The organism is Burkholderia semiarida, from assembly GCF_029268935.1.
In the GTDB taxonomy this organism is placed as follows: domain Bacteria; phylum Pseudomonadota; class Gammaproteobacteria; order Burkholderiales; family Burkholderiaceae; genus Burkholderia; species Burkholderia semiarida.
This window is the reverse complement of the sequence record NZ_JAHLCL010000007.1, coordinates 582,235-606,444: the sequence shown is the minus strand read 5'-3', so window position 1 is coordinate 606,444 and position 24,210 is coordinate 582,235. Positions and strand designations below refer to the sequence as shown.

At 67.5% G+C, this 24,210-nt stretch carries 24 protein-coding genes; 9 read left to right on the top strand and 15 right to left on the bottom strand.

From position 1 onward, the window contains the following. The first annotated feature begins 4 nt into the window (after positions 1–4). Positions 5–811: a sulfite exporter TauE/SafE family protein gene (locus tag KPB06_RS15835; protein WP_059583460.1), complete on the top strand. Its 807-nt coding sequence runs from the start codon at positions 5–7 to the stop codon at positions 809–811. Positions 812–914: 103 nt separating this feature from the next. Here KPB06_RS15835 and KPB06_RS15830 read toward each other — a convergent pair whose 3' ends face one another. The 4 genes from KPB06_RS15830 to KPB06_RS15815 form a co-directional block, all read right to left on the bottom strand. After that, the gene (locus KPB06_RS15830; RefSeq protein WP_059583461.1) at positions 915–1,736 is read right to left on the bottom strand and encodes an ABC transporter permease subunit; all 822 of its coding nucleotides are present in this window, start codon (positions 1,734–1,736) and stop codon (positions 915–917) included. Further along, positions 1,733–2,659: an ABC transporter permease subunit gene (locus KPB06_RS15825; protein ID WP_059583463.1), complete on the bottom strand. Its 927-nt coding sequence runs from the start codon at positions 2,657–2,659 to the stop codon at positions 1,733–1,735. Before KPB06_RS15825 ends, KPB06_RS15830 begins: the two co-directional genes overlap by 4 nt. Continuing rightward, the gene (locus tag KPB06_RS15820; protein ID WP_059583465.1) at positions 2,656–3,816 is read right to left on the bottom strand and encodes an ABC transporter ATP-binding protein; all 1,161 of its coding nucleotides are present in this window, start codon (positions 3,814–3,816) and stop codon (positions 2,656–2,658) included. The genes KPB06_RS15825 and KPB06_RS15820 overlap by 4 nt, the downstream gene beginning before the upstream one ends. Positions 3,817–3,902: 86 nt before the next feature. After that, positions 3,903–4,997 (bottom strand): polyamine ABC transporter substrate-binding protein, encoded by a 1,095-nt coding sequence (locus KPB06_RS15815; RefSeq protein ID WP_059583467.1) that lies wholly within the window; start codon positions 4,995–4,997, stop codon positions 3,903–3,905. A gap of 418 nt (positions 4,998–5,415) precedes the next feature. Between KPB06_RS15815 and KPB06_RS15810 the strand changes: the two genes are divergently transcribed. Beyond that, complete coding sequence (locus KPB06_RS15810; RefSeq protein ID WP_006493160.1) at positions 5,416–5,619, top strand: DUF1289 domain-containing protein; 204 nt, start codon at positions 5,416–5,418, stop codon at positions 5,617–5,619. A gap of 76 nt (positions 5,620–5,695) precedes the next feature. Here the strand turns inward: KPB06_RS15810 and KPB06_RS15805 are convergent, their stop codons facing one another. The 3 genes from KPB06_RS15805 to KPB06_RS15795 all read right to left on the bottom strand — a co-directional run bounded on the left by KPB06_RS15805 (position 5,696) and on the right by KPB06_RS15795 (position 9,153). Continuing rightward, positions 5,696–6,337 carry an OmpW/AlkL family protein gene (locus KPB06_RS15805; protein ID WP_059583469.1) on the bottom strand — a complete coding sequence of 214 codons (642 nt, stop codon included), beginning with the start codon at positions 6,335–6,337 and terminating at the stop codon, positions 5,696–5,698. 65 nt (positions 6,338–6,402) lie between these two features. Then, entirely contained in the window at positions 6,403–7,593 is a 1,191-nt protein-coding gene (locus tag KPB06_RS15800; protein ID WP_059583472.1) for an NAD(P)H-dependent flavin oxidoreductase, read from the bottom strand. Positions 7,594–7,716: 123 nt separating this feature from the next. Further along, a complete protein-coding gene (locus tag KPB06_RS15795) occupies positions 7,717–9,153 on the bottom strand; it encodes an aldehyde dehydrogenase family protein (RefSeq protein ID WP_059583475.1) in 1,437 nt (478 codons plus the stop codon). A gap of 267 nt (positions 9,154–9,420) precedes the next feature. On the opposite strand from KPB06_RS15795, the gene KPB06_RS15790 reads away from it, so the two are divergent. The 3 genes from KPB06_RS15790 to KPB06_RS15780 all read left to right on the top strand — a co-directional run bounded on the left by KPB06_RS15790 (position 9,421) and on the right by KPB06_RS15780 (position 11,149). Continuing rightward, positions 9,421–9,786: a hypothetical protein gene (locus KPB06_RS15790; protein WP_027784520.1), complete on the top strand. Its 366-nt coding sequence runs from the start codon at positions 9,421–9,423 to the stop codon at positions 9,784–9,786. 211 nt (positions 9,787–9,997) lie between these two features. Then, entirely contained in the window at positions 9,998–10,537 is a 540-nt protein-coding gene (locus KPB06_RS15785) for a hypothetical protein (RefSeq protein WP_059583524.1), read from the top strand. A 15-nt stretch (positions 10,538–10,552) separates the two neighbouring features. After that, a complete protein-coding gene (locus KPB06_RS15780) occupies positions 10,553–11,149 on the top strand; it encodes a polysaccharide deacetylase family protein (protein ID WP_059583477.1) in 597 nt (198 codons plus the stop codon). On the opposite strand, the gene KPB06_RS15775 is transcribed toward KPB06_RS15780, so the two are convergent. Continuing rightward, positions 11,146–12,111, bottom strand: a complete 966-nt coding sequence (locus tag KPB06_RS15775; protein WP_059583479.1) for a phosphotransferase — start codon at positions 12,109–12,111, stop codon at positions 11,146–11,148. The two genes, KPB06_RS15780 and KPB06_RS15775, sit on opposite strands and share 4 nt — an antisense overlap. A gap of 25 nt (positions 12,112–12,136) precedes the next feature. Between KPB06_RS15775 and KPB06_RS15770 the strand changes: the two genes are divergently transcribed. Continuing rightward, positions 12,137–12,826: a cephalosporin hydroxylase family protein gene (locus KPB06_RS15770; protein ID WP_059583480.1), complete on the top strand. Its 690-nt coding sequence runs from the start codon at positions 12,137–12,139 to the stop codon at positions 12,824–12,826. Here KPB06_RS15770 and KPB06_RS15765 read toward each other — a convergent pair. From KPB06_RS15765 to KPB06_RS15740, 6 genes are all read right to left on the bottom strand, one after another. Next, positions 12,783–13,991, bottom strand: a complete 1,209-nt coding sequence (locus tag KPB06_RS15765; RefSeq protein WP_059583483.1) for a glycosyltransferase — start codon at positions 13,989–13,991, stop codon at positions 12,783–12,785. The genes KPB06_RS15770 and KPB06_RS15765 overlap by 44 nt on opposite strands. A gap of 7 nt (positions 13,992–13,998) precedes the next feature. Then, positions 13,999–15,066 carry an asparagine synthase-related protein gene (locus tag KPB06_RS15760; protein ID WP_059583485.1) on the bottom strand — a complete coding sequence of 356 codons (1,068 nt, stop codon included), beginning with the start codon at positions 15,064–15,066 and terminating at the stop codon, positions 13,999–14,001. Next, positions 15,063–15,941 (bottom strand): radical SAM family protein, encoded by an 879-nt coding sequence (locus KPB06_RS15755; protein WP_059583487.1) that lies wholly within the window; start codon positions 15,939–15,941, stop codon positions 15,063–15,065. Before KPB06_RS15755 ends, KPB06_RS15760 begins: the two co-directional genes overlap by 4 nt. A gap of 1 nt (position 15,942) precedes the next feature. Then, positions 15,943–16,941, bottom strand: a complete 999-nt coding sequence (locus tag KPB06_RS15750; RefSeq protein WP_275906166.1) for a phosphotransferase enzyme family protein — start codon at positions 16,939–16,941, stop codon at positions 15,943–15,945. After that, on the bottom strand, positions 16,942–17,691 hold the full coding sequence (locus KPB06_RS15745; RefSeq protein WP_275906165.1) for an FkbM family methyltransferase: 750 nt from the start codon (positions 17,689–17,691) through the stop codon (positions 16,942–16,944). Positions 17,692–17,923: 232 nt separating this feature from the next. Beyond that, on the bottom strand, positions 17,924–19,516 hold the full coding sequence (locus tag KPB06_RS15740) for an ABC-F family ATPase (RefSeq protein ID WP_060318733.1): 1,593 nt from the start codon (positions 19,514–19,516) through the stop codon (positions 17,924–17,926). A 169-nt stretch (positions 19,517–19,685) separates the two neighbouring features. On the opposite strand from KPB06_RS15740, the gene KPB06_RS15735 reads away from it, so the two are divergent. Beyond that, positions 19,686–20,138, top strand: a complete 453-nt coding sequence (locus KPB06_RS15735) for a lipocalin-like domain-containing protein (protein WP_275906164.1) — start codon at positions 19,686–19,688, stop codon at positions 20,136–20,138. A gap of 87 nt (positions 20,139–20,225) precedes the next feature. Here the strand turns inward: KPB06_RS15735 and KPB06_RS15730 are convergent, their stop codons facing one another. Beyond that, positions 20,226–22,520, bottom strand: a complete 2,295-nt coding sequence (locus KPB06_RS15730; RefSeq protein ID WP_275906163.1) for an AsmA family protein — start codon at positions 22,518–22,520, stop codon at positions 20,226–20,228. Between the two features lie 152 nt (positions 22,521–22,672). On the opposite strand from KPB06_RS15730, the gene KPB06_RS15725 reads away from it, so the two are divergent. Further along, positions 22,673–23,374, top strand: a complete 702-nt coding sequence (locus tag KPB06_RS15725) for an ABC transporter ATP-binding protein (protein ID WP_099316450.1) — start codon at positions 22,673–22,675, stop codon at positions 23,372–23,374. Beyond that, complete coding sequence (locus KPB06_RS15720) at positions 23,371–24,174, top strand: ABC transporter permease (protein WP_059583499.1); 804 nt, start codon at positions 23,371–23,373, stop codon at positions 24,172–24,174. Before KPB06_RS15725 ends, KPB06_RS15720 begins: the two co-directional genes overlap by 4 nt. Positions 24,175–24,210: the final 36 nt, after the last annotated feature.

Genomic DNA, 24,210 nt, shown 5'->3' with positions numbered 1-24,210 from the left:
CGTCATGCTGATTTCCCTCGTGCTCGGCGGTTTCGTCGGCGCCGTGCTCGGCCTGACCGGCGCCGGCGGCGGCATTCTCGCGGTGCCGGCGCTCGTCGTCGGGATGAGCTGGCCGATGCAGCAGGCCACGCCGGTCGCGCTCGTCGCGGTGGCCGGCAGCGCCGCGCTCGGCGCGCTCGAAGGCTTTCGCCGCGGGCTCGTGCGCTATCGCGCCGCGCTGCTGATGGCCGTGGCCGGCGTGCCGCTGACCACGCTCGGCGTGCGGCTCGCGCACGTGCTGCCGCAGCGCCTGCTGCTCACGCTGTTCGCGCTGACGATGCTGGTCGTCGCCGGCCGCCTGTTGCGACAGGCGCTGCGGCGGCAGGCGGCCGATGCGGACGCGTCGCCGCTGTGCGTCGGCCGCGTGAATCCCGATACGGGCCGGCTCGTGTGGTCGTGGCCCGTGGGCATCGCGCTGGCGTCGACCGGCGCGGTCACGGGCTTGATGACGGGATTGCTCGGTGTCGGCGGCGGCTTCGTGATCGTGCCGATGCTGCGCAAGTTCACGAACGTGTCGATGCATGGGGTGGTCGCGACGTCGCTGATGGTGATCGCGCTGGTCGGCACCGGCGGCGTGTTGGCCACGCTCGTGTCGGGCACGCGCGCGCCGCTCGACGTGACGCTGTGGTTCACCGTCGCGACCGCGATCGGGATGGCGATCGGCCGCGGCGCGTCGCGCCACCTCGCCGCGCGGCACGTGCAGGCCGGGTTCGCGGCCGTGCTCGTGTGCGTCGCGCTGGGGTTGCTGGCGAAGGCGGCGTTCGGCGCATGAACGCCGGCGACGGGCCAGCGATCGTGACGCGCCGCCAAACAAAACGCCCGGCCCGACTCGTCGTCGGCACCGGGCGTTTTTCATGACGGCTGCAATCGGCCCGTCAGGCGGCGAATCCCGCCATCCGCTTGCGTTCCTGACGCAGCATCACGAAGTTCGCGATCACGACGCCGGCCGTCACCGCGATGATGAACAGCGTCGCGAGCGCGTTCATCTCCGGGTTCAGGCCGAGGCGCACACGCGAGAACACGACGAGCGGCAGCGTCGTCGAGCCGGGGCCCGACAGGAACGCCGACAGCACGAGGTCGTCGATCGACAGCGTGAACGACAGCAGCCAGCCGGCGATCAAGGCTTGGGAGATCAGCGGCAGCGTGATCGTGAAGAACACCTTCAGCGGCGTCGCGCCGAGATCGAGCGCGGCTTCTTCCAGCGACGGATTCAGCTCGCGCACGCGCGACTGCACGATGATCGCGACGTAGGAAATGCACAGCATCACGTGGCCGAGCCAGATCGTGAACACGCCGCGCTCGGCCGGCCAGCCGATCCACTTCGCGAGCTCGATGAACAGCAGCAGCAGCGAGATCCCCTGGATCACCTCGGGGATCACGAGCGGCGCGTTGATCATCCCGCTGAACAGCGCGAAGCCGCGAAAGCGCCCCATCCGCGCGAGCACGAAGCCGGCCCACGTGCCGATGAACACCGACGCGAACGCGGTCAGCACGCCGATCTTCAGCGACAGCCACGCAGCCGTCAGCAACTCGTCATCCTCGACGAGCGCCGCGTACCAGCGGAACGAAAAACCCGACCACACGGTGACGAGCTTCGACTCGTTGAACGAATAGACGATCAGGCTGAGGATCGGGATGTACAGGAACGCGAAGCCGACGAACAGCGCCGCGAACTGCAGGTAGCGATTCGGCTTCATCGGCGGCCTCCCTGTTCCTTCGCCTGGAAGTGCTGGAACATCGCCATCGGCACGAGCAGCAGCAGCACCATCGCGCAGGTCACGGCCGACGCCATCGGCCAGTCCGCGTTGTTGAAGAACTCGTTCCACATCACGCGGCCGATCATCAGCGTATTCGCGCCGCCGAGCAGCTCCGGAATCACGTATTCGCCGACCGCCGGAATGAACACCAGCAGACAGCCCGCGATGATCCCGTTCTTCGACAGCGGCAGCGTGATCTGCACGAACGCCTTCCACGGCTTCGCGCCGAGGTCGTACGCGGCTTCGAGCAGGCGCAGGTCCATCTTCACGAGGTGCGCGTAGAGCGGCATCACGAGAAACGGCAGATACGAATACACCATCCCGATGTACACCGCGTAGTTCGTGCGGTACAGCTCGATCGGCGCATGGGTGAGCCCGATCCACATCAGGAAGTTGTTCAGCAGCCCGTTGTTCTTCAGGATGCCGATCCACGCGTACACGCGGATCAGGAACGACGTCCAGAACGGCAGCATCACGCCCATCATCAGCAGGTTGCGGGTGGCCGGGTTCGAGCGCGCGATGTAATACGCCATCGGATAGCCGAGCAGCAGGCACAGCAGCGTCGTGATCGCGGCCACCACCACCGAATTCACGTAGGTCGCGAAATACAGGCTGTCGGTCAACAGGAACGCGTAGTGCGACAGGTTCAGCGCGATGTGCACGACGCCGTCCGCGTACGACGTGAGTTCCGTATACGGCGGGATGCCGAGCTGCAGCTCCGCGAAGCTGATCTTCACGACCAGCACGAACGGCACGAGGAAGAACAGCACGAGCCACGTGAACGGGCCGGCCACGACCGCCGTGGCGCCCGTCAGGTTGAAGCGCCGCACCGGCCACTCGAGCAGGGACTTGAACGCGTTCATGACGTCAGCACCACGCCGGCGGTCGCGCTCCAGCGCACGTAGATCTCGTCGGCGAGCGCCGGCGTGTCGAGTTCGGAAATCGCGAGGCTCGACACGTTCGCGATCACCGTCTTGCCCCCGTCGAGCTTCACGTGATACAGCGAATAGCCGCCCATGTACGCGACGTTGCTGATCCGGCCGCGCGCCCAGTTGAACGCGCCTTCGGGCGGCTTGCGCGTGAGCGCGATCCGCTCGGGGCGCACCGACACCGTGACCGGCATCCCGAGCGGGCCCGAGATCCCGTGACTCACGTACAGCCGGCTCGGCAGCTCCGGCGATTCGATGTACACGTGATCGGGCTCGTCCTCGACCGTCACGCCGTCGAACAGGTTCGTCGAGCCGATGAATTCGGCCGAGAAGCGGCTGTTCGGGTATTCGTACACTTCGTTCGGCGAGCCGATCTGCACGATCTGGCCTTCGCTCATCACCGCGAGCCGGTTCGCCATCGTCATCGCCTCTTCCTGGTCGTGCGTGACCATGATGCACGTGACGCCGACCTTGTTCAGGATGTTGACGAGCTCGATCTGCGTGCGCTGACGGATCTGCTTGTCGAGCGCCGACATCGGCTCGTCGAGCAGCAGCAGCTTCGGGCGCTTGACCAGCGAGCGGGCCAACGCGACACGCTGCTGCTGGCCGCCGGACAACTGGTGCGGCTTGCGCTTCGCGTACTTGCCCATCTGCACGAGTTCGAGCGCGGACGCGACACGCGCCTTCAGCTCGGCCTTCGGCGTGCCTTCCTGCTTGAGCCCGAACGCGACGTTCGACTCGACCGACATGTGCGGGAACAGCGCATACGACTGGAACATCATGTTCACGGGCCGCTTGTACGGCGGCATCTGCGCGAGGTCCTCGCCGTCGATCAGGATCTTGCCCGACGTGACCGTCTCGAGGCCCGCGAGCATCCGCAGCAACGTCGACTTGCCGCAGCCCGAGCTGCCGAGCAGCGCGAACAGCTCGCCCTGGCGCACGGTCAGGTTGACGCTGCGCACGGCTTCGGTGTCGCCGAATTTCTTGACGACGTCGACGATCTGGATGAAGTTCTCGGCGCGCGCATCGGCGCCGGAGGAGGAAACGGAGAACGGCGCGCCCGCAACCGGCGCGCCCGACTGGCTATTCATGATGTGCTGCTTCTCTCCTGCGTTAGACGAACAAAGCCCCCGGGGGCACCAGGGGCTTCATGACCGCGGGTTCACTTCGGCTCGCGTCAGCGGCCCGACTTCAACTCGGTCCACAGACGCGTCTGCAGACGCTGGATTTCAGGCGGCAGCGGCTTGAGCAGGAACAGCGTCTTCACGACGTCGGCCGGCGGGTAGACGGCCGGGTCGTTCGCGACGTCGGGCCGCACGTACTTGCGTGCCTCGGCGTTGGCGCTCGGGTAGTACACCGCGTTGGTGATCGCCGCGTGCACCTTCGGATCCTCGATGTAGTTGATCCACTGCAGCGCGGCTTCCTTGTTCTTCGCGTCCTTCGGGATCGCCATCACGTCGAACCACACCGGCGCGCCGCCCTTCGGAATGTAGTACTCGACCTTGTACGGCTTCTTCGCCTCGATCGCGCGATGCTTCGCGATCACGACGTCGCCCGACCAGCCGAACGCGAAGCAGATGTCGCCGCCGACCAGGTCGTTGATGTAGCCCGACGAGTTGAATTGCGTGATGTACGGGCGGATCTTCTTCAGCACGTCCATCGCGGCCTTGTAGTCGGCCGGGTTCGTGCTCATCGGATCCTTGCCGATGTAGTGCAGCGTCGCCGCGAACATCTGGTCGGGGGCGTCGAGCACCGACACGCCGCAGGTCTTCAGCTTCGCGATGTTTTCCGGCTTGAACAGGATGTCCCAGTTGTCGAGCGGCACCTTGCCGAGCGCCTGCTGCGCCTTCGTCAGGTTGTACGCGAGACCGGTCGTGCCGTACGCCCAGGGCACCGAGTACTTGTTGCCCGGATCCGCGCCGGCGACGAGCGCCATCAGTTGCGGATCGAGGTACTTGAGGTTCGGCAGCTTCGACTTGTCGAGCGGCGCGAAGATGCCGGCGGCGATCTGCTTGCCCGCGTAGTTGCTGGTCGGCACGACGATGTCGTAGCCCGAGCTGCCCGTCAGCAACTTCGCCTGCAGCGTGTCGTCGCTGTCGTAGTTGTCGTAGCGGACCTTGACGCCCGTCTGCTTCTCGAAGTTCGGGATCGTGTCCTTCGCAATGTAGTCCGACCAGTTATAGACATTGAGCTGCGTATCCTTCGCCGCTGCCGCCGATGCGCCCACGCACAGCGCGAGCGCCGCGAACCGGCCCACTACCTTTGCTTTCATCCCGTTCTCCCTTCGGCCGGACGCATTGCCCGGCTGCCGTCTGCCTCGTCATGGCGGCGCATTCCGGCGCGCCGCCCCTCGAAAACCCCGAAAACTACCATCATTCGCGCCCCGTCACAAAAAAATCATGCCGGTGTCGCGCAAACGGAACAGATTCCCGCCGCCGGTCGGTCGAGCCGCCCGTGCAGCGGGGCGTTCCGGGGGAATTCTATCGGGTAATCGGCGGTTGTCCACCGGCAAAAACGGACGACGGAGAATCCGCGTTTGCATGACGCACGGCCCGTTCGACGGCCGCGCGCAACGCCGGGCCGTACTGTCGCGCTCCCGCGCCGGGACGGCATGCGGGCGGCAACGTCCGGCCGGGCCGCCGCGATGCATTAAAATGGCGGCTGACGATTCAACTGCGCGAACCCTGCCGATGGCCTCCAATCTTCACGACCTCCCCGACAGCCCCTGCATCGGCGTGTGCTCGACGCTTTTCGACGAAGTCTGCAAGGGGTGCGGCCGCACGGCCGCCGAAGTCTCGAACTGGGTGTTCCTGAGCGACGACGAAAAGCGGGCGGTGTGGGAACGCATCACGCGCGAAGGCACCGCGATGCGCTTCCAGTACGACAAGCTGTAAATCCGCGCGCACAAAAAAAGAGCGGCATGCCGACCGCCATGCCGCCAACCCCAACTCTGTTCTTTTACTGTCGCGTCTAGAACTTCATCCCGACGCCCACGCCGACGATCAGCGGATCGATGTGCAGCGTGCCGATGCCCTTGTCGCCCAACGTCGCATCGGTGCTCATCCAGATCTTCTTCACGTCGACGTTCATGAACACCTTCTTCGTCAACTGCACGTCCACGCCGAACTGCAGCGCGGGGCCGAAGCTGCTCTTGTTGATCGACACGCCCTCCCCGCCGACGTTGAGCCCGTTGTTGTAGAAGTACGTGTAGTTCAACCCGGCGCCGACGTACGGACGCACCTTGCCCGCATGGTTGAAGTGATACTGCAGCAAGAGCGTCGGCGGCAACACGCCCACGCCGCCGAGATTGCCGAGGCTCGACGTCATCTGGTGCCGCGACGTGCCGAGAATCAGTTCCACGCCGAGGTAGTCGCGGATCATGTACGTGAAGTCGAGCTCGGGCACGATCGCGTTGTTCACGCCCGTGTTGATCGCGCCGAGCGTGTCGCTCGCGCGCTCGTTCGGCTGGATGCTGATCGCGCGAAGCCGAACCAGTACGTCACCCTGGTTGATGCCGTCCCCCGGCGATGCCGCGTACGACAGCGACGGCATCGCGAGGACGCTTGCCGCGACGGCGGCGGTGGTGACACAAGTTCGAATCGTTTTATGCATGGTACGGACCCCCAAAGAATGGTTTCCATTCTCCCTGTAGGGTCTTTTCGTCATCTTGATATTGGTCAAGCCAGCGTAAACGTGGGACGGTTTGCCGCAGGCTCGGTCGCACTGCCCGTCAGCAGCAGGTCGAGCAGATCGCGCACGCTGCGGATCGCGCGGCCGAACGGCAACGCTTCGCGGCCGCGGAAGAACAGCCCGTTCGCGATGTCGCCGCGCAGCGCGGCCGCGAGCCGCGTGTCGATGCAGAAGTGGCCGAATTTCTCGATGCCGTCGCGCAGCCCGCATACGCTCAGGCATTCGAGCGCGGTCGGGCAACGCTGCCTGAACGCGCCGAGCTTGTTGCGAATGCGCGTCTCGTTGCGCAGGTAACGATCGAGCCACGGCGTCTTCACCGCGCGTGCCGGCAGCCCCGTCACGCTGACGAATTCGACGATGTCGTCGGGCGTCGCATCGGCAAGCACCCGCTTGAAACGCGGATGCGCATCGCCCTCTTCGGTCACCGCGAACGGCGTCCCGACCTGCACGCCGTTCGCGCCGGCCACGAACGCCGCGCGCACCGTGTCGTGGCTGTTGATCCCGCCGGCCACGATCAGCGGGATCGTGTCGCGGGCGACACCGAGCGACGCCATCACCTGCGCGGTCTCGTCGAGCACGCGCGCGAAATCGAAGCGGCCGTCGTGCATGTCGTCGAGCTGCGTGACGCCGAGGTGGCCGCCGGCGTGCGCCGGATGCTCGATCACGATCGCATCGGGCAAACGGCCCTTCTTCATCCACTTCTTCAGCACCAGCGCGATGCCGCGGCTGTCCGACAGGATCGGGATCAGCGCGATGTCGCGCCCTTGCGTGAGGTCGGGCAGATCGAGTGGCAGGCCCGCGCCCATCACGATCGCGTCCGCGCCCTCGTCGCACGCGACCCGCACGTAGTCCGCATGCGCGCTCACCGCCTTCATCACGTTGACCGCGATCATCCCGCGCCCTTCGCTGTACGTTTTCGCGAGACGGATCTCGCGCGCGAGCGCGTCGAGGTTCGCCGCCTCGAGCGTCGCGCGATCGGGCTGCGCGCGGCAACGCGCGAGCAGATCCGCATGATGGTGGCGCAGGTCGATGCTCGCGATCGTGCCGACCGCGCCTTCGCGCGCGACGCTGCCCGCCAGCCGGTGCGCGGAGATGCCGACGCCCATGCCGCCCTGCACGACGGGCAGCAAGGTGCGGCCGCGGATCGTCAGCGGCGGAAAGGAAGTGCGTACGGTCATCTGAAACCTCGTCGGAACATCGGAACCGCGATGATCGACGATCCACCGCCGCGCACCTTGACGGCCGTCAAGAAAAAAACGGCACGCGAGCGTGCCGTTTCCGATTCGGGCCGCGAGCGGCGTTCAGGCCGGCTTCGCCGGCTTCAACTGTATCGACTTGTACTCGAGATACTCTTCGAGCCCGTACACGCCGTTCTCGCGGCCGTACCCCGACTGCTTGAAGCCGCCGAACGGCGCGGCGGCGTTCCACGTGCCGCCGTTGATGTCGACCTGCCCCGTGCGGATGCGGCGCGCGACGCGCATCGCGCGCTCGTCGCTGCCTGCCCACACCGCACCGCCGAGCCCGTACGGCGAATCGTTCGCGATCCGCACGGCCTCGTCTTCATCGCGATACGTGATGATCGACAGCACCGGCCCGAAGATCTCTTCCTGCGCGATCGTCGATTTCGGATCGACGCGCCCGAACACGGTCGGCTTCACGAAGAAACCCTTTTCGAGCCCTGCCGGCAATCCGGTGCCGCCCGTCACGAGTTCCGCGCCTTCGTCGATGCCGCGCTGGATGTACGCCTGCACGCGCTGCTGCTGCGCGGCCGACGCCAGCGCGCCGAGGCGCGTCGCCTCGTGCCGCGGGTCGCCCGCGACGTACGACTCGGCCGCCGCCTTCGCGAGTTCGCGCGCCTCTTCGTAGCGCGCTTGCGGCACCAGCATCCGCGTATGCGCGGAGCAGGTCTGGCCCGCGTTCAGGTAGCACGCGTTGACCGTGCCCTTCACGGCCGTCGCGAAATCGGCATCGTCGAGAATCACCGACGCCGACTTGCCGCCCAGCTCAAGCGCGACGCGCTTGACGCCCGCGGCCGCCAGCTCGGCCACGCGCTTGCCCGCGCGCGTCGAGCCGGTAAACGACACCATGTCGACGTCCGGATCGCTGGCCAGCACCTCGCCGACGACCGGGCCATACCCGCACACCAGGTTGAACACGCCGGCCGGCAGCCCGGCCTCGTGGATCGCTTCGGCGAGCATGAATGCGTTCAGCGGCGCGACTTCCGACGGCTTCAGCACCACCGTGCAGCCGGCCGCGAGCGCCGGCGCGACCTTCAGCGTGACCTGATTGAGCGGGTAGTTCCACGGCGTGATCGCCGCGACGACGCCGACCGGCTCGCGCACCACCAGCGAATTGCCGACCCGCGCGTCGAATTCGAACGATTCGGCGAGCTTCGCATACGCCTTCCAGTTGTAGATCGGACCGCCGACCTGGATCGCGCGCGACAGCTTGATCGGCATGCCGACTTCGCCGGTGATCGACTGCGCGAGTTCCTCGCTGCGCGCCTGCAGATGCTCGACGATCTTGCGCAGGTAACCCGCGCGCGTCGCGGCCGGCGTGGCCGCCCACGCGTCGAAGGCCGCGCGCGCCGCGCGGATCGCGGCCTGCGCGTCGGACGCGACGCCCTCGGGAATCCGGCCGATCACGGCTTCGGTGCCCGAATCGATCACGTCGATCGTGCCCGTGCCGGCCGGTTTGCGCCATGCGCCGTCGATGTAGAACTGGTCGTAGATTTTCATCGTGTTCCGCCTCCAGGGAAGCCGCCATTCTAGCGAGCGTTTCGGTGGCTGGTGTGACGAATGACAGCCGTCCGAAAGGACCGGCGAGGCCCCGCGCCGGTGCTCCGCCGCCCGCGCGCATGGCCGGCGGCGCCTTCGTCCGGCCAACGCCGCGTCAGCGTCCACCCGGGTGCGCGGCCGGGCCCGCATCGTGCTATGTTTTTACTATCGGCATCGGCCCGTTGCGGCCGGCGCCGCCCGGAATCGACGCACTTCGTGAGCGCTGCCATGTCCGACGCATCCCATACCCTCGGCTCGCAAGACCGCCTGGAGCTGCTTTGCTGGCTCACCTGCGGCAACCTCGGCGCGTTTTACCTCAACGAATCCTGGCCGGACGCCGCGTTCCAGGTCCAGGCCGCGCACCGCTGGCTCGACCGCCATCATCGCCAGGCCGACTGGCTCGCGGTCGCCAGGCTCGCGGCGCTCGCGCAGGACATCGCGAAGCGGCATGCAGGCTTCGTCGACGCGTCGTGGGCGCGCGACGCGGTCGAGGAAATCGTCGATACCGACGATCTCGACTATCGGGCCAAACTTGTGCAGTGGGTGTACGAGGACTGCTGCAAGGCGCTCGCCGACAAGCGGCTGGCCGATTGAGCCGCGCAAAGGCGGCATGAAACGTCAGGCAGCGTGATATCGCGGCGGTTTGACGAGGCTCGACGGAGCGATTCCGCGCGGCGTCGCGGGGGCGGCAAGCGCACGACCGCCATTCCGTGTCGCCGCCCCGCGCGAAGCGTCATAGAATCGTCGTCGCCGGCAGCTCGGCCGCTGCGGCCCGACATCCCTCTCGAACATGAAGAACACGCGCGTGACGCTCGCCCATCGACTTCTGCTGATCGCCGGCGCCTCGATCGCGCCGATGGCCGGTGCGGCACCCGCGGCCTCGCCGGCCGCGGCCTGCGCCTCGCCTGCGTTCGACCGTTATCCGGCGCCGGCCGCCATCCGCGCGCCGCGCAAGCCGGCTGCCGCGCCTCGGCTCGCCGGCAGCGAAGCGCGCCTGTATCGCACCGTCATTCGTGACGCATTCGCGCAACCGGCCAATTTTGCCGGTCACTACCGCGTCGCGATCTGGGGTTGCGGAACGGATTGCCGAAACTTCGCGATCCTCGACAAGAACACGGGCGCGACGTACACGATGCCCGGCGTGACGGCCATCTCGGGCGTGATGGGCAACGACGACGAGCGCGTCGACTTCCGTGCCGGCAGCAGGCTGCTGATCGTCGCCGGCTGCTTCAACGACGATTGCGGCGACGGCCACGCGAAAGCGGCCCGCTTCTTCTACGAATGGACCGGCTCCCGGCTGCGTCCGGTCGGCACCTGCCCGCTGGCCGTCGAGCCAGTTCAGTGAGCGACCCTGGCAATCATGACGTCCATTCACCTCAGTTTCGACGACGGCCCCGGCCCGTCGACGCCCGCGCTGCTCGACGTGCTGCGCGACGCCGCGTGCGCGGCGACGTTCTTCGTGCTCGGCCAGCACTTGCCAGGCGCGCTCGATGTCGCGACGAGAATCGCGCGCGAAGGCCACCGGCTCGGCAATCACACCTATTCGCATGCGAGGCCGGGCACGCTCGCGGACGCCGCACTGATCGACGAGATCGATGCAACCGATGCGCTGATCCGCGACGTCTACCGCCGCGCCGGCCTTGCCGCGCCCGGCACGATCCCGCTGCGCCTTCCGTACGGGTTGATGCCGCACGACGATCGCGCGGCCGTGCTCGCGCGCCTGCGGCGCGAACACACCGGCTGGACCGCGATACTGAACGACTGGCAGCGGCCGCCCCCGTCACCCCAGGCACTGTTCGACGCGATGTGCGCGCATGTCGACGCCTGCACGGCGCGGCAGCGCGACGTGCTGTTGTGCCTGCATGACGGGTCGCGGCATGGCGAAGCGCGGCCCAACACGGTCGAAGCCGTGCGCCTGTTCCTGAACCGGCGGCGCGCCGACGCGACGCACCGCTAACCGGCGGGCACCGCCCCGTCCAGCAACTGGCGCCAGCCGCCAAGGAAACCGATCCCGGGCCCCGGCATCCACAGCCCGCGCTGCGCGGCCTCGAGATGGATCAGCGTCTGATCCGCGCAGAACAGCGTCATCAGCGCGTCGTGGTTGTCGCGCAGCCACGCCGGCGCCGCATCCGGCCGCGTCGCCGCATAAGCCTCCAGGCCGGCCGTCCATCGCCCGCGGTCGAACACGAAGCCATCGTCCCGGCCCGCATCGCGCGACAGCGCGAACGACGCAAAGGCCGCCTCGAGCCATTGCGCCCCCTGCCCCACGTCGTCGAAATCCAGCACGCCGTTCACCGCGTTGCCGACATACAGCAGGTTGCCCGCGTGATAGTCGCCGTGCAGCCAATGCACCGGCCCCGTCAACCACGATGCCGCCGCGTCGAGATGCGTGCCGATCCGCCGGATCACCGTGCCGTAGTCGTCGCTCAAGCCGGCCGGCAGCGACGGCATCGCGCGCGCCGCGACGCGCGCATGACGGGCCGACAGCCACGCCAGCGGCGCCGCTTCGCCGGCGGGTATCGCGGCCAGCGCCGCATGCAGATGCGCGAGCGTGCGCATCGCATCGATCGCGCCCGCATGCGGGTCGTCCGGCAGGCCGGGACGGCCGTCGATATGGTCGAACAGATGCAACCAGCTCCCGTCGGGCCTCTGCACGCCGGGTTGCGCGTCGACGGTCGGGCGCAGCCGCGGCAGCGCGGGCAGCGTCGACACCGTGCGCGCCTCGCCGAGACGCGCGAGTATCGACGCCTCGCGCCGCATCTGCGCGACCGGCTTGCCGGACCACGACACGCGCAGCACCGTGCGCCCCGCATCGCCCTCGACGAGATACGTTTTGTTAGTATGGCCCGACGCCAGCGCCTGCAGGCGCGCCGGCCCGGTGTTCCAGTACCGGTGAAGCCACGATTCCAGCGTTTTCACGTCACTCCTACTCGTTGCATCGACCATGTCAGAGCGTCCTTCGGCCCGCATGCGGGACATCAACATCGAATGGCTGACGCGCGCCGCCGAATTCGGCCATCTGTTCCAGACCCGCTGGCTCGGCGAGCGCTTCTTCCATCTGCCCGGCGACATGCTCGCGCTGCAGGAACTGATCTGGCGCGAGCGTCCCGACTGCATCGTGCAGACCGGCATCGCGGCGGGCGGCGGCGTGGTGTTCACCGCGTCGATGCTGGAGCTGGCGGGCACCGATGGCCGCGTCGTCGCGATCGAGCCGCGCCTGCGCGACGAGGTCCGCCAGCGCCTGCACGCGCACCGGCTCGCCCACCGCATGGTGCTGATCGAGGGCGAATCGTGCGCGGCCGACACGCTCGCGTCGGTGCGCGCGCAGATCGGCGACGGCGCGCGCGTGATGGCGATTCTCGATCTCACGCATACGCACACGCACGTGCTGCGCGAACTCGAATGCTATGCGCCGTTCGTGACGCCCGGCAGCTACGCGATCGTGATGGACACGATCATGGAGTACCTGCCCGAGTCGATGTTCGACGGCAAGCCGTACGGCCGAGGCAACAACCCGGCCACGGCCGCGCGCGAATTTCTTGGCCGCGACGACCGGTTCGAAGTCGACCACGACATCGAGGACCGCGTGCTCATGACGCTGTCGCCAGGCGGCTTCCTGAAGCGAGTGCGCTGATCAGGCGGGCGGCTCGCGCCGAGCCGTCGCACGCGGCATAGCTGTCGCGGATCCGCGCCGCCTGCTCGCGCAACGATCCGGCACGCAACAGGCGTTCGAGCGCGTCGGTAATGGCCGCGACGCCGGCCTGCCGCAGATCGAGCACGCATCCGGCGCCGGCCCGCTCGACGAAATGCGCCGAATGGAACTGGTCGTTGCAGAACGGCGACAGCAGCATCGGCACGCCGCACGCGAGCGACTCCATCACCGAATTCGCGCCGCCGTGGCTGACGAACGCATGCGTGCGCCGCAGCAGCGTCAGTTGCGGCGCGTAACGCACCGCGATCACGCGTGCGTCGCCGGCAGGCAGCAGATCCGAATCGACCAGTTCGCCCACCGACAGCACCAGTTGCGCGGCCGTCGCACGCGTCGCGTCGATTACCTTCGCGAACACGTCCGGATGGTAGTAAAGCTGGCTGCCGAGCGACATGTAGACGAGCGGGCGATCCGCGTCGAGACGTTCCCATGGAAACACCGTCTCGTCACCGCGCGGGCCCGACGGCATCGCGGGGCCGACCAGCTCGACGCCGGGCGGCGGCGCGCCGACCAGCGCGTCGGTCGTGAACGCGAGCGTCAGGTGCGGCGACAGCACGTCGCACCCGCGAAAGCGCGCGTCGAGACCGTAGCGCGCGAACAGGCGCGTGCGTTCCGGCTCGAGCCATCGCACCGTGCGCAGCAGTTCCGAATCGAGATCGTCCGGCAGCACCGGATTCAGCGAATTGGACATCGACACCCACGGCAGCCCTTCCAGCTCGGCGGCAATCGCCGCCGCATAGAGCAGCGGATCGATCACGACCACGTCGGGCTGCCATTCGCGCAGCACCGCGCGGATGCCGTCCACCTGCGCGGGCGCGAGGTCGATCAGCAGCGTGCGGATCCAGTGCCGCAGCCAGTCGGCGTCGCGAATGTTCGCGGCGAAGCTCGCGCCGCGCGACAGGTCGTGGCGCTCGGGCGTCTCGCGCGGCCCGACGAACGCGAAGTCGCCCGCGCCGTCGAGCTGCGCGCTGATGTCGGCCGGCGCATAGAACGCGACGTCGCAGCCGGCGGCGCGCAGATGCTGGGCCGGGCCGATGCACGGATTGACGTGGCCCTTCTCGGGCACCACGCAGAACAGGATGCGTTTCATGAGCGGCTCAGGTTGGGCGATGCGCGGCATCGCAGTGAAGGCGATCGAGATGCTCGAGAAGCAGTGTGAGCGTCGTCCACAGCACGCGTTCGGTATCCGCCTGCAACGTGGGCGCGGCAAGGCCGAGCGTATCGGCCAGTGCCTGCGTGCGGCCGCGATCGAGCAGCGTCGCGAGATTCATCGCCGGCGCGAGCCGCCCGCGCTTGGGGCCGTGCACGAGACGGTCCGGCAGGTTCAGGCGCGCACCGAGATCGCGCAGGCACTGCTTGTTCGGGTCGGGCGCGATGCTCGTCAGATGCGCGACGACGGCGGCATCGACGAACGGCGGATGCAGGTCGACCGAGGCCTCGTCGAACAGCGCATGGCACAGCGGCAGATAGTTGGCCGAGCGGTCGCGGCGCAAGACCTGATCCGCGCCGTCGCCGGTAATCGCCACCTCGACGCCGTCCGCCGCCATCGCGTCGGCCAGCAGCAGCTTCGCGACCGGATGCAGGTTGAACATCGGTTCCTCGACCGCATGGGTCGTTCTCGGCAGCGCCGCGACGAAATCGGCCTCGTTCGCGCGCACGATCGTCACGTTCGCCTGCATCTGCGCGGCCAGTTCGAGCGCCGCGTCGCGTTCGCAGTAATCGGGCATGTCGGTCGCAAGGATGTAGGCCGTCACGTGCCGCAACGCGCCGAGTTCGCGCAGCAACGCGAGCAGCAGCGCCGAATCGAGCCCGCCGCTCAGCGCCAGCGCGACCCGCTTGCCGCTGTCGAGCGCGCGCTGCAGCGACGCGCGCAGCACGGTGTCGAGATCGGCTCGCCGTGGCCGCTCGGGCGCCGGCTGCACCGTCAGCCCTTGCGGCGACCGGGTCAATGCATGACCGGGCGGCACCGCGCGCACGTCGCGCAGCACGGTACGGCCGACGAGACGCTCGCCGCTCAGGTAGCCCGCGATGGCGGCCGCGTCCGGCGCGCCGGCCGGTTGCCCCGACGCCCGCAATACGGCGCGGATGCCGGATGCCGACACGCCGCTGCGCGGATGGTAGTACAGCCGATCGAAACCGAACGGGTCGCGCGTGCCGACGATCATGGATAACGAGCCTTCAAGGTGTCCACTTCAATGCGTTTCAGGATGCGATGCGGCGCGACCGGCGCACTGCCGCCCCGACAATGCAGGCATGCTTCGAGCGGCGTCTCGCGTTGCAGATACGCGAGCATCGCGTCGAGCATGCCGGCGTCGTCGCGCAGCGGCAGGCCGTCGGCCTGAAAGTCCTTCTCGCCCTTGTACAACGTATGGAAATGCGCGGGGCGCGTGCACGTGTAGAACATGCCGTCGCGAATCATATGGCAGCGCTCCCGGATCCAGCAATCGTGATAAAGGCGTCGGGCTTCGTCGCGATCCGTGCCCGGCTGTGCGCGGTTCATCGTCGTGAACACGTCCTGCACTTTCCAGTTCAGACGCACGTCGAAGCGTGCGGCCTGGCGCTCGACATGCGCGACCAGATCGGTGGAAAGCGCCGGCTTCGGATAGCGCGAGATCGTCAGCGCATCCACCGCTTGCCAGAACGCGTCGGGCATCTCGCCGAGTTTCAGGCCGTTCGTCGTGACCGAGATCACGGGCGCGATGCCGGTGCCGCGCGCGCGCTCGACGATTTCGACGAGCGCCGGATGCAGCAGCGGCTCACCGCCAACCAGCTTGAACATGCGCGGGCGCAACACCTTCGCGGCCTTGCGCAAATCGGCTTCGATCGATGCGGGGCTCGCATGCCACTCGGGCAGGAGCGGCGACAGCGAGCAGCATTCCGCGCAAGTGAGGTTGCAGTGATCGACGATATGCGCTTCCAGCGAGCGCGTCTGGACGCGTCCGTCCTCGACGCGGTAATCGCGATCGAGCGGCGGCGGAAACACGTGCTGCCGCTCGCCGGCGCGTGGCCGATTCGGGATCTCGTTCGGGCTCGTACTCACATCAGCTTCCTGCTTCCACGCAACGGGAAAAGAAATCGATCAGATGGTCACGCGCGTCCACCATCGCGGACGCCATCGTCACCGCGCCGTTCAGGTGCGACGCGAAGCGCGACGGATCGTCGAGCCAGCCTTGCACGACCCACAGCTTCAGCGCGTGCTGCAAGCAGGCGGCATCGACCGCCCATGCGATGTTTGCCGGGTTCACCGGCCGCACTCGCTGGTACGCACGCACGAACGCTTCCGCGCGGTCCGGCGCCTCCAGCGGCAAATGATTCAGGCATCGCACCAGTTCGTATTCGCGCGGCGCACCGATCGATGCTTCCCAGTCGAGGATCAGCGGCGGCAGCGTGCCCGTGAACAGATAGTTGAACTGGTTGTAGTCGTTGTGAATGGGATGCTGCGGGTCGTCGGCCGGAAACGCTTCGATGCTGCCCGGATAGTAGCGGTCGAGCATGCGCAGCGCGAGATCGACGTAGCGGCGCAGGTTCGCGGCGGCGGCAGCGTTCGCATCGGCTCGATCGAGTGCCTCCAGCAGGCTGCCGCGTACCGCATCCGCGTCGATGGAGGTCAGCCGCGCATGGATCGTGTCGAGCGACGGCAGATGCAGTTGTTCGAGACTCGCGTGCAACGCGGCCAGACTGGCGCCGAGCGCATCCCATTCGGTTGTCGAGAACGTATCGTAGGTTTTGAATTGCCCGGCCTCCCAGCGCGTCAGCATCGCGTGGGAGTTTTGTCCCGACCAAAGCGATGCGCCGGACCTTGTACGCTTCAGCGTCTGCACATGGAAGCGAGTATCGCGGTGCGTTTCCAGATGCGCGAGGACGGCGGTTTCCTTCACCGCACGCGCATGGTGTTCGCCGGCATAGCGCTTGACCGCCACGCCTGCGCTGCTGTCGGTCGGCAGATGCCACACCCGCTCGCTGACCTGCGTCGGCAGCCCGCCGCGACCGAGCCCGTAGGCTTCGCGAATCTCGTCGAAGGTGGCGGCGAGCGAATCCATTCAGATGTGCTCGGCCGGCCCGTGCCGATACGGATGGCCGGTCAGGAACGTGTTGTGTCCGACGTAGCGCAGCTTGTACATCGCCGGCCGGAACAACACCGACGGGTCGTTGTTCGCGATGCCGAGCAGCGGGTACAGGTCGCGCCGCACGAAGAACGCGTTGTTGCCCATGTCGTCGCAGCACACGAGCTCATAGCCCTTCTGCCTGCCGAGATGCACGAGCGATTCGAGGCTCGCGCCGTAATAGGTCGAGCCGTCCCATTCGTGGTCCGGATTGAAGCACATGACCCAGCGCTCGGGCGGCGTGTAGTACGGGTTGTATTCGATCACGACGATGCGCGGCCGGAACGCTTGCAGGCCGCGCCACACCCAGTAGTCGTTGCCGTCGATGTCGATCGACAGCAGGTCGAAGTCGGTCGGCACGTTCGCCTCGGTGAGCAACTGATCGACCGTGTCGGGCTGGACGCGATCGTGATGCAGGCGGACGCGCTCCGCACCGGCGTAGTGCGCGGCAAGCTTGCCGAACCGGTATGCGCTCCCTTCCACCAGTACGCCGGCCCAATCCTGTTCGCGCAGCAGCCGCGCGGTATTGCTGTTGCGCAGGCCGTCGCTCGCGCCGATATCGACGCAGAAGCGGTGGGTCGGCGCGATCCGCTCCATCAGGCGCGACAGGATGCCCTCCTCGGTGCCCTGCGCGTACAGGCTGGGCGCAAGGCCGGACAGGTCGAGCGGGAGAGGATGGTCCTGCATCGAGGGCGGCACCGGGTGAAATGGGGAATGATGGGGGTGTTGGGTGGGTAATTTACCCGAAGTCGATCAAGCAGAGGAAACCGGCATGCGCGGCACGGCGGGGTTCGGGCGCGGCGGATATGAAAAAGCCCGCATCGACATGGCTGTCGATGCGGGCCCGTAGCACTTCCGGCGGTTCACTCCGTACGGTGATGCCCGACCTGGCCCACGCCCGGAGGAAACCTCAGGACAGTTACTCCTGCCCCTGACTCGTCAGGAACTCCTCATAATTCCCGCCGAAGTCGAACAGCGTGCCATCCGTGCGCACTTCGATGATCCGGTTCGCCAGCCCGCTCACGAATTCGCGGTCGTGCGACACGAAAATCAGCGTGCCTTCGAACTGCTCGAGCGCGATCTGCAGCGACTCGATCGACTCCATGTCCATGTGGTTGGTCGGCTCGTCCATCAGCAGCACGTTGTGGCGGCCGAGCATCAGCTTGCCCCAGATCATGCGACCCTTCTCGCCGCCCGACAGCACCTTCACCGACTTCTTGATGTCGTCCGACGAGAACAGCAGGCGGCCCAGCGTGCCGCGCACCATCGTTTCGTCGTCGCCGTCCTTGCGGTACTGGTCGATCCAGTCCATCAGCGTGATGTCGTCCGGGAATTCCTCGTACGTGTCCTGCGGCATGTAGCCGACATTCGCGTTCTCGGCCCACTTCACCGTGCCGTGATCGAGCGGCAGGTTGCCGAGCAGCGAGCGCAGCAGCGTCGTCTTGCCCGCGCCGTTCTCGCCGATGATCGCGATGCGCTCGCCCGGCTGCACCGACAGGTTGAAGTTCTGGAAGATCGTGCGCTCGTACTTCTTCGTGATCTCTTCGGCGACCACCGCGACGTTGTGCAGCTTCTTCTCGAACTCGAAGCGGATGAACGGGTTCTGGCGCGACGACGGCTTGAATTCCTCGATCTTGATCTTGTCGATCTGCTTCGCGCGGCTGGTGGCCTGGCGCGCCTTCGACTTGTTCGCCGAGAAGCGGCGCACGAAGTCCTGCAGTTCGGCCACGCGCTCCTTCGCGCGGGCGTTCGCCGCGGCCTGGCGCTCGCGCGCCTGCGCCGATGCGAGCATGTAGTCGTCGTAGTTGCCCGGCCAGACCTTCAGCGTGCCGAAGTCCATGTCGGCCATGTGCGTGCACACCGAGTTCAGGAAGTGACGATCGTGGGAGATGATGATCATCGTCGAGTTGTACTCGTTGAGCGTGTGCTCGAGCCAACGGATCGAGTTGATGTCGAGGTTGTTGGTCGGTTCGTCGAGCAGCAGCACGTCCGGCTTCGAGAACAGCGCCTGCGCGAGCAGCACGCGCAGCTTCCAGCCCGGCGCGACGTCGGCCATCGTGCCGTTGTGGAACTTTTCCTCGATGCCGATGCCCAGCAGCAGCGCGCCCGCGCGCGCTTCGGCGTCGTAGCCGCCGTATTCGGCGAACTTGCCTTCGAGCTCGGCCGCGTGCATGTAGTCGTCGTCGGTCGCTTCCGGGTTCGCGTAGATCGCATCACGCTCGGTCATCGCGGCCCACATCTCGGTGTGGCCCATCATCACGACGTCGAGCACGCGCACGTCTTCGTACGCGAACTGGTCCTGGCGCAGCTTGCCCAGGCGCACGTTCGGCTCCAGCGCGACGTTGCCGGCGCTCGGCTCGAGGTCGCCGCCGAGGATCTTCATGAAGGTCGACTTGCCACAGCCGTTCGCGCCGATCAGACCGTAGCGGTTGCCCTCGCCGAATTTGACCGAGATATTCTCGAACAAGGGCTTCGGCCCGAATTGCATCGTGATGTTGGCAGTAGAAAGCACGGCAGGTCCCGTAAGAGAGAAATCGACGGAAAACCGTGTATTTTAGCAGGTGTCGGAGAAACTGCCGACCGCCCCGCCCCGGCAGCGCATTCCGGCCACGCCAGCCGGCCGCCCGGCGGCCCGTCAACACGACGGCACGCGCGTCACCGCCGTCCTACCGGAATCCCGCATGCTCGCCAGCCAGCTTCGCGAACGACTCGTCGGCGCATGGCGCTTCGTGTCCTACGAAATCCGCCCGCGTGACGGCGGGACCATCACCTATCCGCTCGGCCGCGACGCGCGGGGCTGGATCCTCTATACGCCCGACGGCTACATGTCCGCGCAGCTGATGGCGGCCGGCCGCCCGCCTTACGCGGACGGCGACCTGCAGGGCGGCAGCGTCGAGGAGCGCGCGGCCGCGGCGCACGGCTACATTGCGTATTCAGGCCCCTTCAACGTCGACGACGACGGCACGTTGACTCATGAAATGGACGTCAGCCTGTATCCGAACTGGATCGGCAACGTCCAGCAGCGTGTCGTCAGCCTGGACGGCGGCCGGTTGCAACTCGGCACCACCGCCCCGATCCGGATCGGCGGCCGGGAGGTCGAACCGGTGCTCGTCTGGGCCCGCGCGCGCCGCTGAACGCCCCCCGGCGGCGTCGCACAGCGGGCGCTCGAGCGCCGCAACCGCCCCGGGCGCACCAGAGCAAGCCGCTCCGGCGGCTGAGCATCACTTGCCGGCCTTCTTGGCCGCCTTCTGCGCGGCCTGCGCCTTCATCTGCCCGAACAACTCGGAGCACGGCACGTCGCGGTTGTTGCTCGGCGCGATCAGCGGGATCAGCGCCGCGAACGGGTTGATCAGCCCGAGCCCGACCATCGCGCCGGCGCGCAGCGCGAGCGCGCCCGCATCGACGCCGACCTTCGGGTTCTTGAACGTGCCCTTCGCATACAACGGCGAGCGCAGCGAGAAGATCCGGAAGCCCTTCGTGTGCGGATGGATCTTCAGGTCGAGCGATTCGTCGCGCAGGTTGATCGGGCCGTCGACGTTGATCAGCGCATCGTCGGTATCGAGCGCGAAGACCTTCGGCTCGAGCATGCCGTCGTTCGCGACGAAATCGATCGCCGCGCAATTGATGTTGACGTCGCGCGTGCCGAACAGCTTCTCGTAGACGACGTTCGCGACGTTCAGGCCCGCGGCCTCCATCAGCAGGAGGCTGATGCGGCCGTTCGTGATGAGCGCCTTCACTTCGCCGGTCGACGTCCCGGCGAGCGCGGCCGGCGAATTGCCGGTCGCCGACAGCGACGCGTCGCCGTTGATCTCGCCGAGCGCGGTCTGCATCACCTTCTGAGTCGGGAACAGCTGCTTGAGCTTCAGGTGGCGTGCGCTCAGCGTGAAGTGCCCCTTGAGCGGCGTGCGGCTACCGTCGAGATGCGCATTCGTCGCGAGCGTGCCGCCCGCGACGCCGAACTGCAGCGGCTCGAGCGTCAGCACGGCGTCCTGCAGCAGGATGTGCGTGTACAGGTTCGTAATCGGCAACTGCGCGCTCTTGATCAGCTTGCGGCCGGTGAACTTCACGTCTGCATCGATCGCGCTCCAGCGTTCGGTACGGAACGTCGCCACCGGCAGCACGCGGTCCGGCGGCTGGCGCGTCGTGTCGCCGCGCTTCTTCTTGCTCGCGGCCGAGTCGGCGCCGATCACCGGCGCGAGGTCAGAGAACTGCAGCAGGTTCGACACGAGTTCGCCCGACAGCTTCGGCCGCGGCTCGCGCTGCGCCCAGGTGAGCGTGCCGCCGAGATCGCTGCCGCCGACGCGGCCGTTGAAGTTCTCGTAGCGGAACGTGCTCGCGTTCGGCTTGAAGTTGCCGATCAAGCGCCCTTCGGTCGCGTAAGGCGGCGTATCGGGCAGCGTGATGCCGGTGAGCTGGTAAAGGTGCGACATCGACGTGCCCTGCAGCCACAGCCGCAGGTCGAGCGCCGCGAGATGCCTCGGGTCGGTCAGCGTGCCGACGATCGCGAGCCGCGTATCGCCGGCCTTCACGTCGGCCTGCAGCGGGAACGGCCGCGTCGCGTTCTCGATCGCCAGCACGCCACCCACCTTGCCGGTGCCGCTGACCGGCACGTTCTTGTAGCGGCCGTCGAACTTCAGGCCGAATGCATAGGTCGGGCCGGCGGGCTTCGCGGGCGCCGCGGCCCCGCTCGCGCCGGACGCGGCAGCCGCTGACGCGGAAGGCGCGGACGAAGCGGATGCCCCCGACGAACCGCCAGCAGCCGGAGCAACGACACTCGCCGCCGACGCACCCGAGGCCGCAGCCGCACTTGCCGCCGACGCGCCCGACGCGGCTTGCGCATCGACCTTCGCGCCCAGTTGCGCGGCGCCGTGCTTGCCGACGCGCTGCGCCGAGGCCGCACGCGACGTCTGCTCCTGCTCCTTCAGCACGTCGCCGAGCGGGATAGGCTGGCCGAGCGTATCGATCGCGACGGTCAGATCGGCCTTCGTGATCGCGTCGCGATACGTGACGGTGCCCTTCGCGAAACCGAAACTGTCGAGCCGCACCTTCCAGCGCGACGGCTGCGACGATTGCTTGAACTGGAACGTCCACGTATTGCTGCCGTCCGCGCGCCGCTCGAGATCGACGGCGGGATTCACGACGTCGATCGACGGGATCACGATTTCATGCGCGAGCAGCGGCAGAATCGCGAGGTCGAAGTGCGCGGCGTCGAGCGTGACGAACTTGGGCGCCTGCGCCCAGTCGGGATTGCCGATCTCGAGCTGCGTGGCGGAGAAGCTCGGCCACGGCACCCATGCGCGCCAGCCGGTCTCGCCATCGGGACGACGCCAGCCGACCTTGAGATCGCCGTTGATCGCGAACGGACGGCCAAGTGCCGTACTCACCTGTTCGTTGACCCACGGTTTCGCGCGGTTCCAGTCGAACGTGAAGAGAAAGATGCCGGCCGCCGCGATGAGCACCGCGACGATACCGACAATCCATGCAGCCGATTTGCCGATGGTTCGGGCTAGCGTCATGGCGGTTCCGTTGTTGTTCTGAAGTGTTGCCGCACCATGCCGGGCCGCTTGCGTGGACGAACGGCGCACGACAACTGCGGCTTTTCAATCGGTATTATGGCGCACGAGATGGCGGCCTTTCGGCGCCATTAACGCTTTTTTTCATTTTTGACATGACCTCCCCCACCGGCCTCATCGACGCGCGGCACATCACGCGGCGCGACGCCAGCAGCGGCAAGACGCTGCTCGCCCCGACCGATTTCAGCCTCGCCGCGGGATCGCGAATTGCTATCACCGGACCGTCGGGGTCGGGCAAGAGCGTGCTGCTGCGCGCGCTCGCGCTGCTCGATCCGCTCGACGGCGGTCACCTCCTGTGGCGCGGCCGCCGGATCCGGCGCAGTGCGATCCCGCGTTACCGGCGCAGCATCGCCTATGTCCGCCAGCGCCCGGCGCAGATGGACGGCACCGTCGAATCGCAATTGCGCTACCCGTACTCGCTCGCGATCTATCGCGACGTCGCGTTCGATCGCGCGCGCGCCGAAGCGCTCGCCGCGCAGGCCGGCCGCGGCGCCGACTTTCTCGACAAGCGCGCGAGCGACCTGTCCGGCGGCGAAGCGCAGATTACCGCGCTGCTGCGCGTGCTGCAGCTCGACCCGGACGTCCTGCTGCTGGACGAGCCGACCTCCGCGCTCGATCCCGAATCGGCGCGCGCGATCGAGGCGCTCGTCGGCGCGTGGTTCGACGCGGCGCCCGACGCACGGGCCTACATGTGGATCTCGCACGATCCGGCCCAGGCCGCGCGGATCGGCACGATGCGACTCGTGATGCAGGCTGGCGTCCTGCACGCGGCCAACCCGACGGAGGCCGCGCAATGAGTCCGGCACTGCAGGATCTGAGCCTCGTCGACGTCGGCATCGCCGCCGCGCTCGTCGCCGTCAACGGCGCGATCTCGGCGGCGCTGTCGCTCGGCCTCGGCCGCAAGCTCGCGCTCGCGGCGGTGCGCACCGTGGTGCAGTTGCTGGCGATCGGCTACGTGCTCGGCTGGGTGTTCGGTCATCCGCACTGGTACGTCGTGCTGCCGCTCACCGCGCTGATGACGCTGATCGCCGGCTTCGCCGGCGCGGGGCGCGGCAAGCGCACGTACCGCGGCCAGCGCGTCGACAGCATCGCGTCGATCTGGTTCAGCAGCTGGTTCGTCGCGGCGGTCGGCCTGTTCGTCGTGATCCGCATCCATCCGTGGTACGCGCCGCAGTATGCGATCCCGATCCTCGGGATGATTCTCGGCAATACGCTGACGGGCGTCTCGCTCGGTGTCGAGCGGATGATGGAAGAACTCACGGCACGCCGCGATCGCGTCGAAACCGCGCTCGCGCTGGGTGCGACGCGCTGGGAAGCCGCGCAGGACGCCGCACGCCAGGCCGTGCGCGCGGGCATGCTGCCGACGCTGAACCAGATGGCGGTGGTCGGCGTCGTGAGCCTGCCGGGGATGATGACGGGCCAGGTGCTCGCCGGCCAGTCGCCGCTGCAGGCCGTGCGCTACCAGATCGTGATCATGTTCCTGATCGCCGCGGCGTCCGCGCTCGGCACCGTCGGCGCGGTGCTGATGACCTATCGCCGGCTGTTCTCGGCCGATCACCGCTTTCTCGCGTCGCGGCTCGAAGAGCGCACGCAGTGACGCGCGGCGGCGACGGCGCGAGCCGTACCGCGAAGT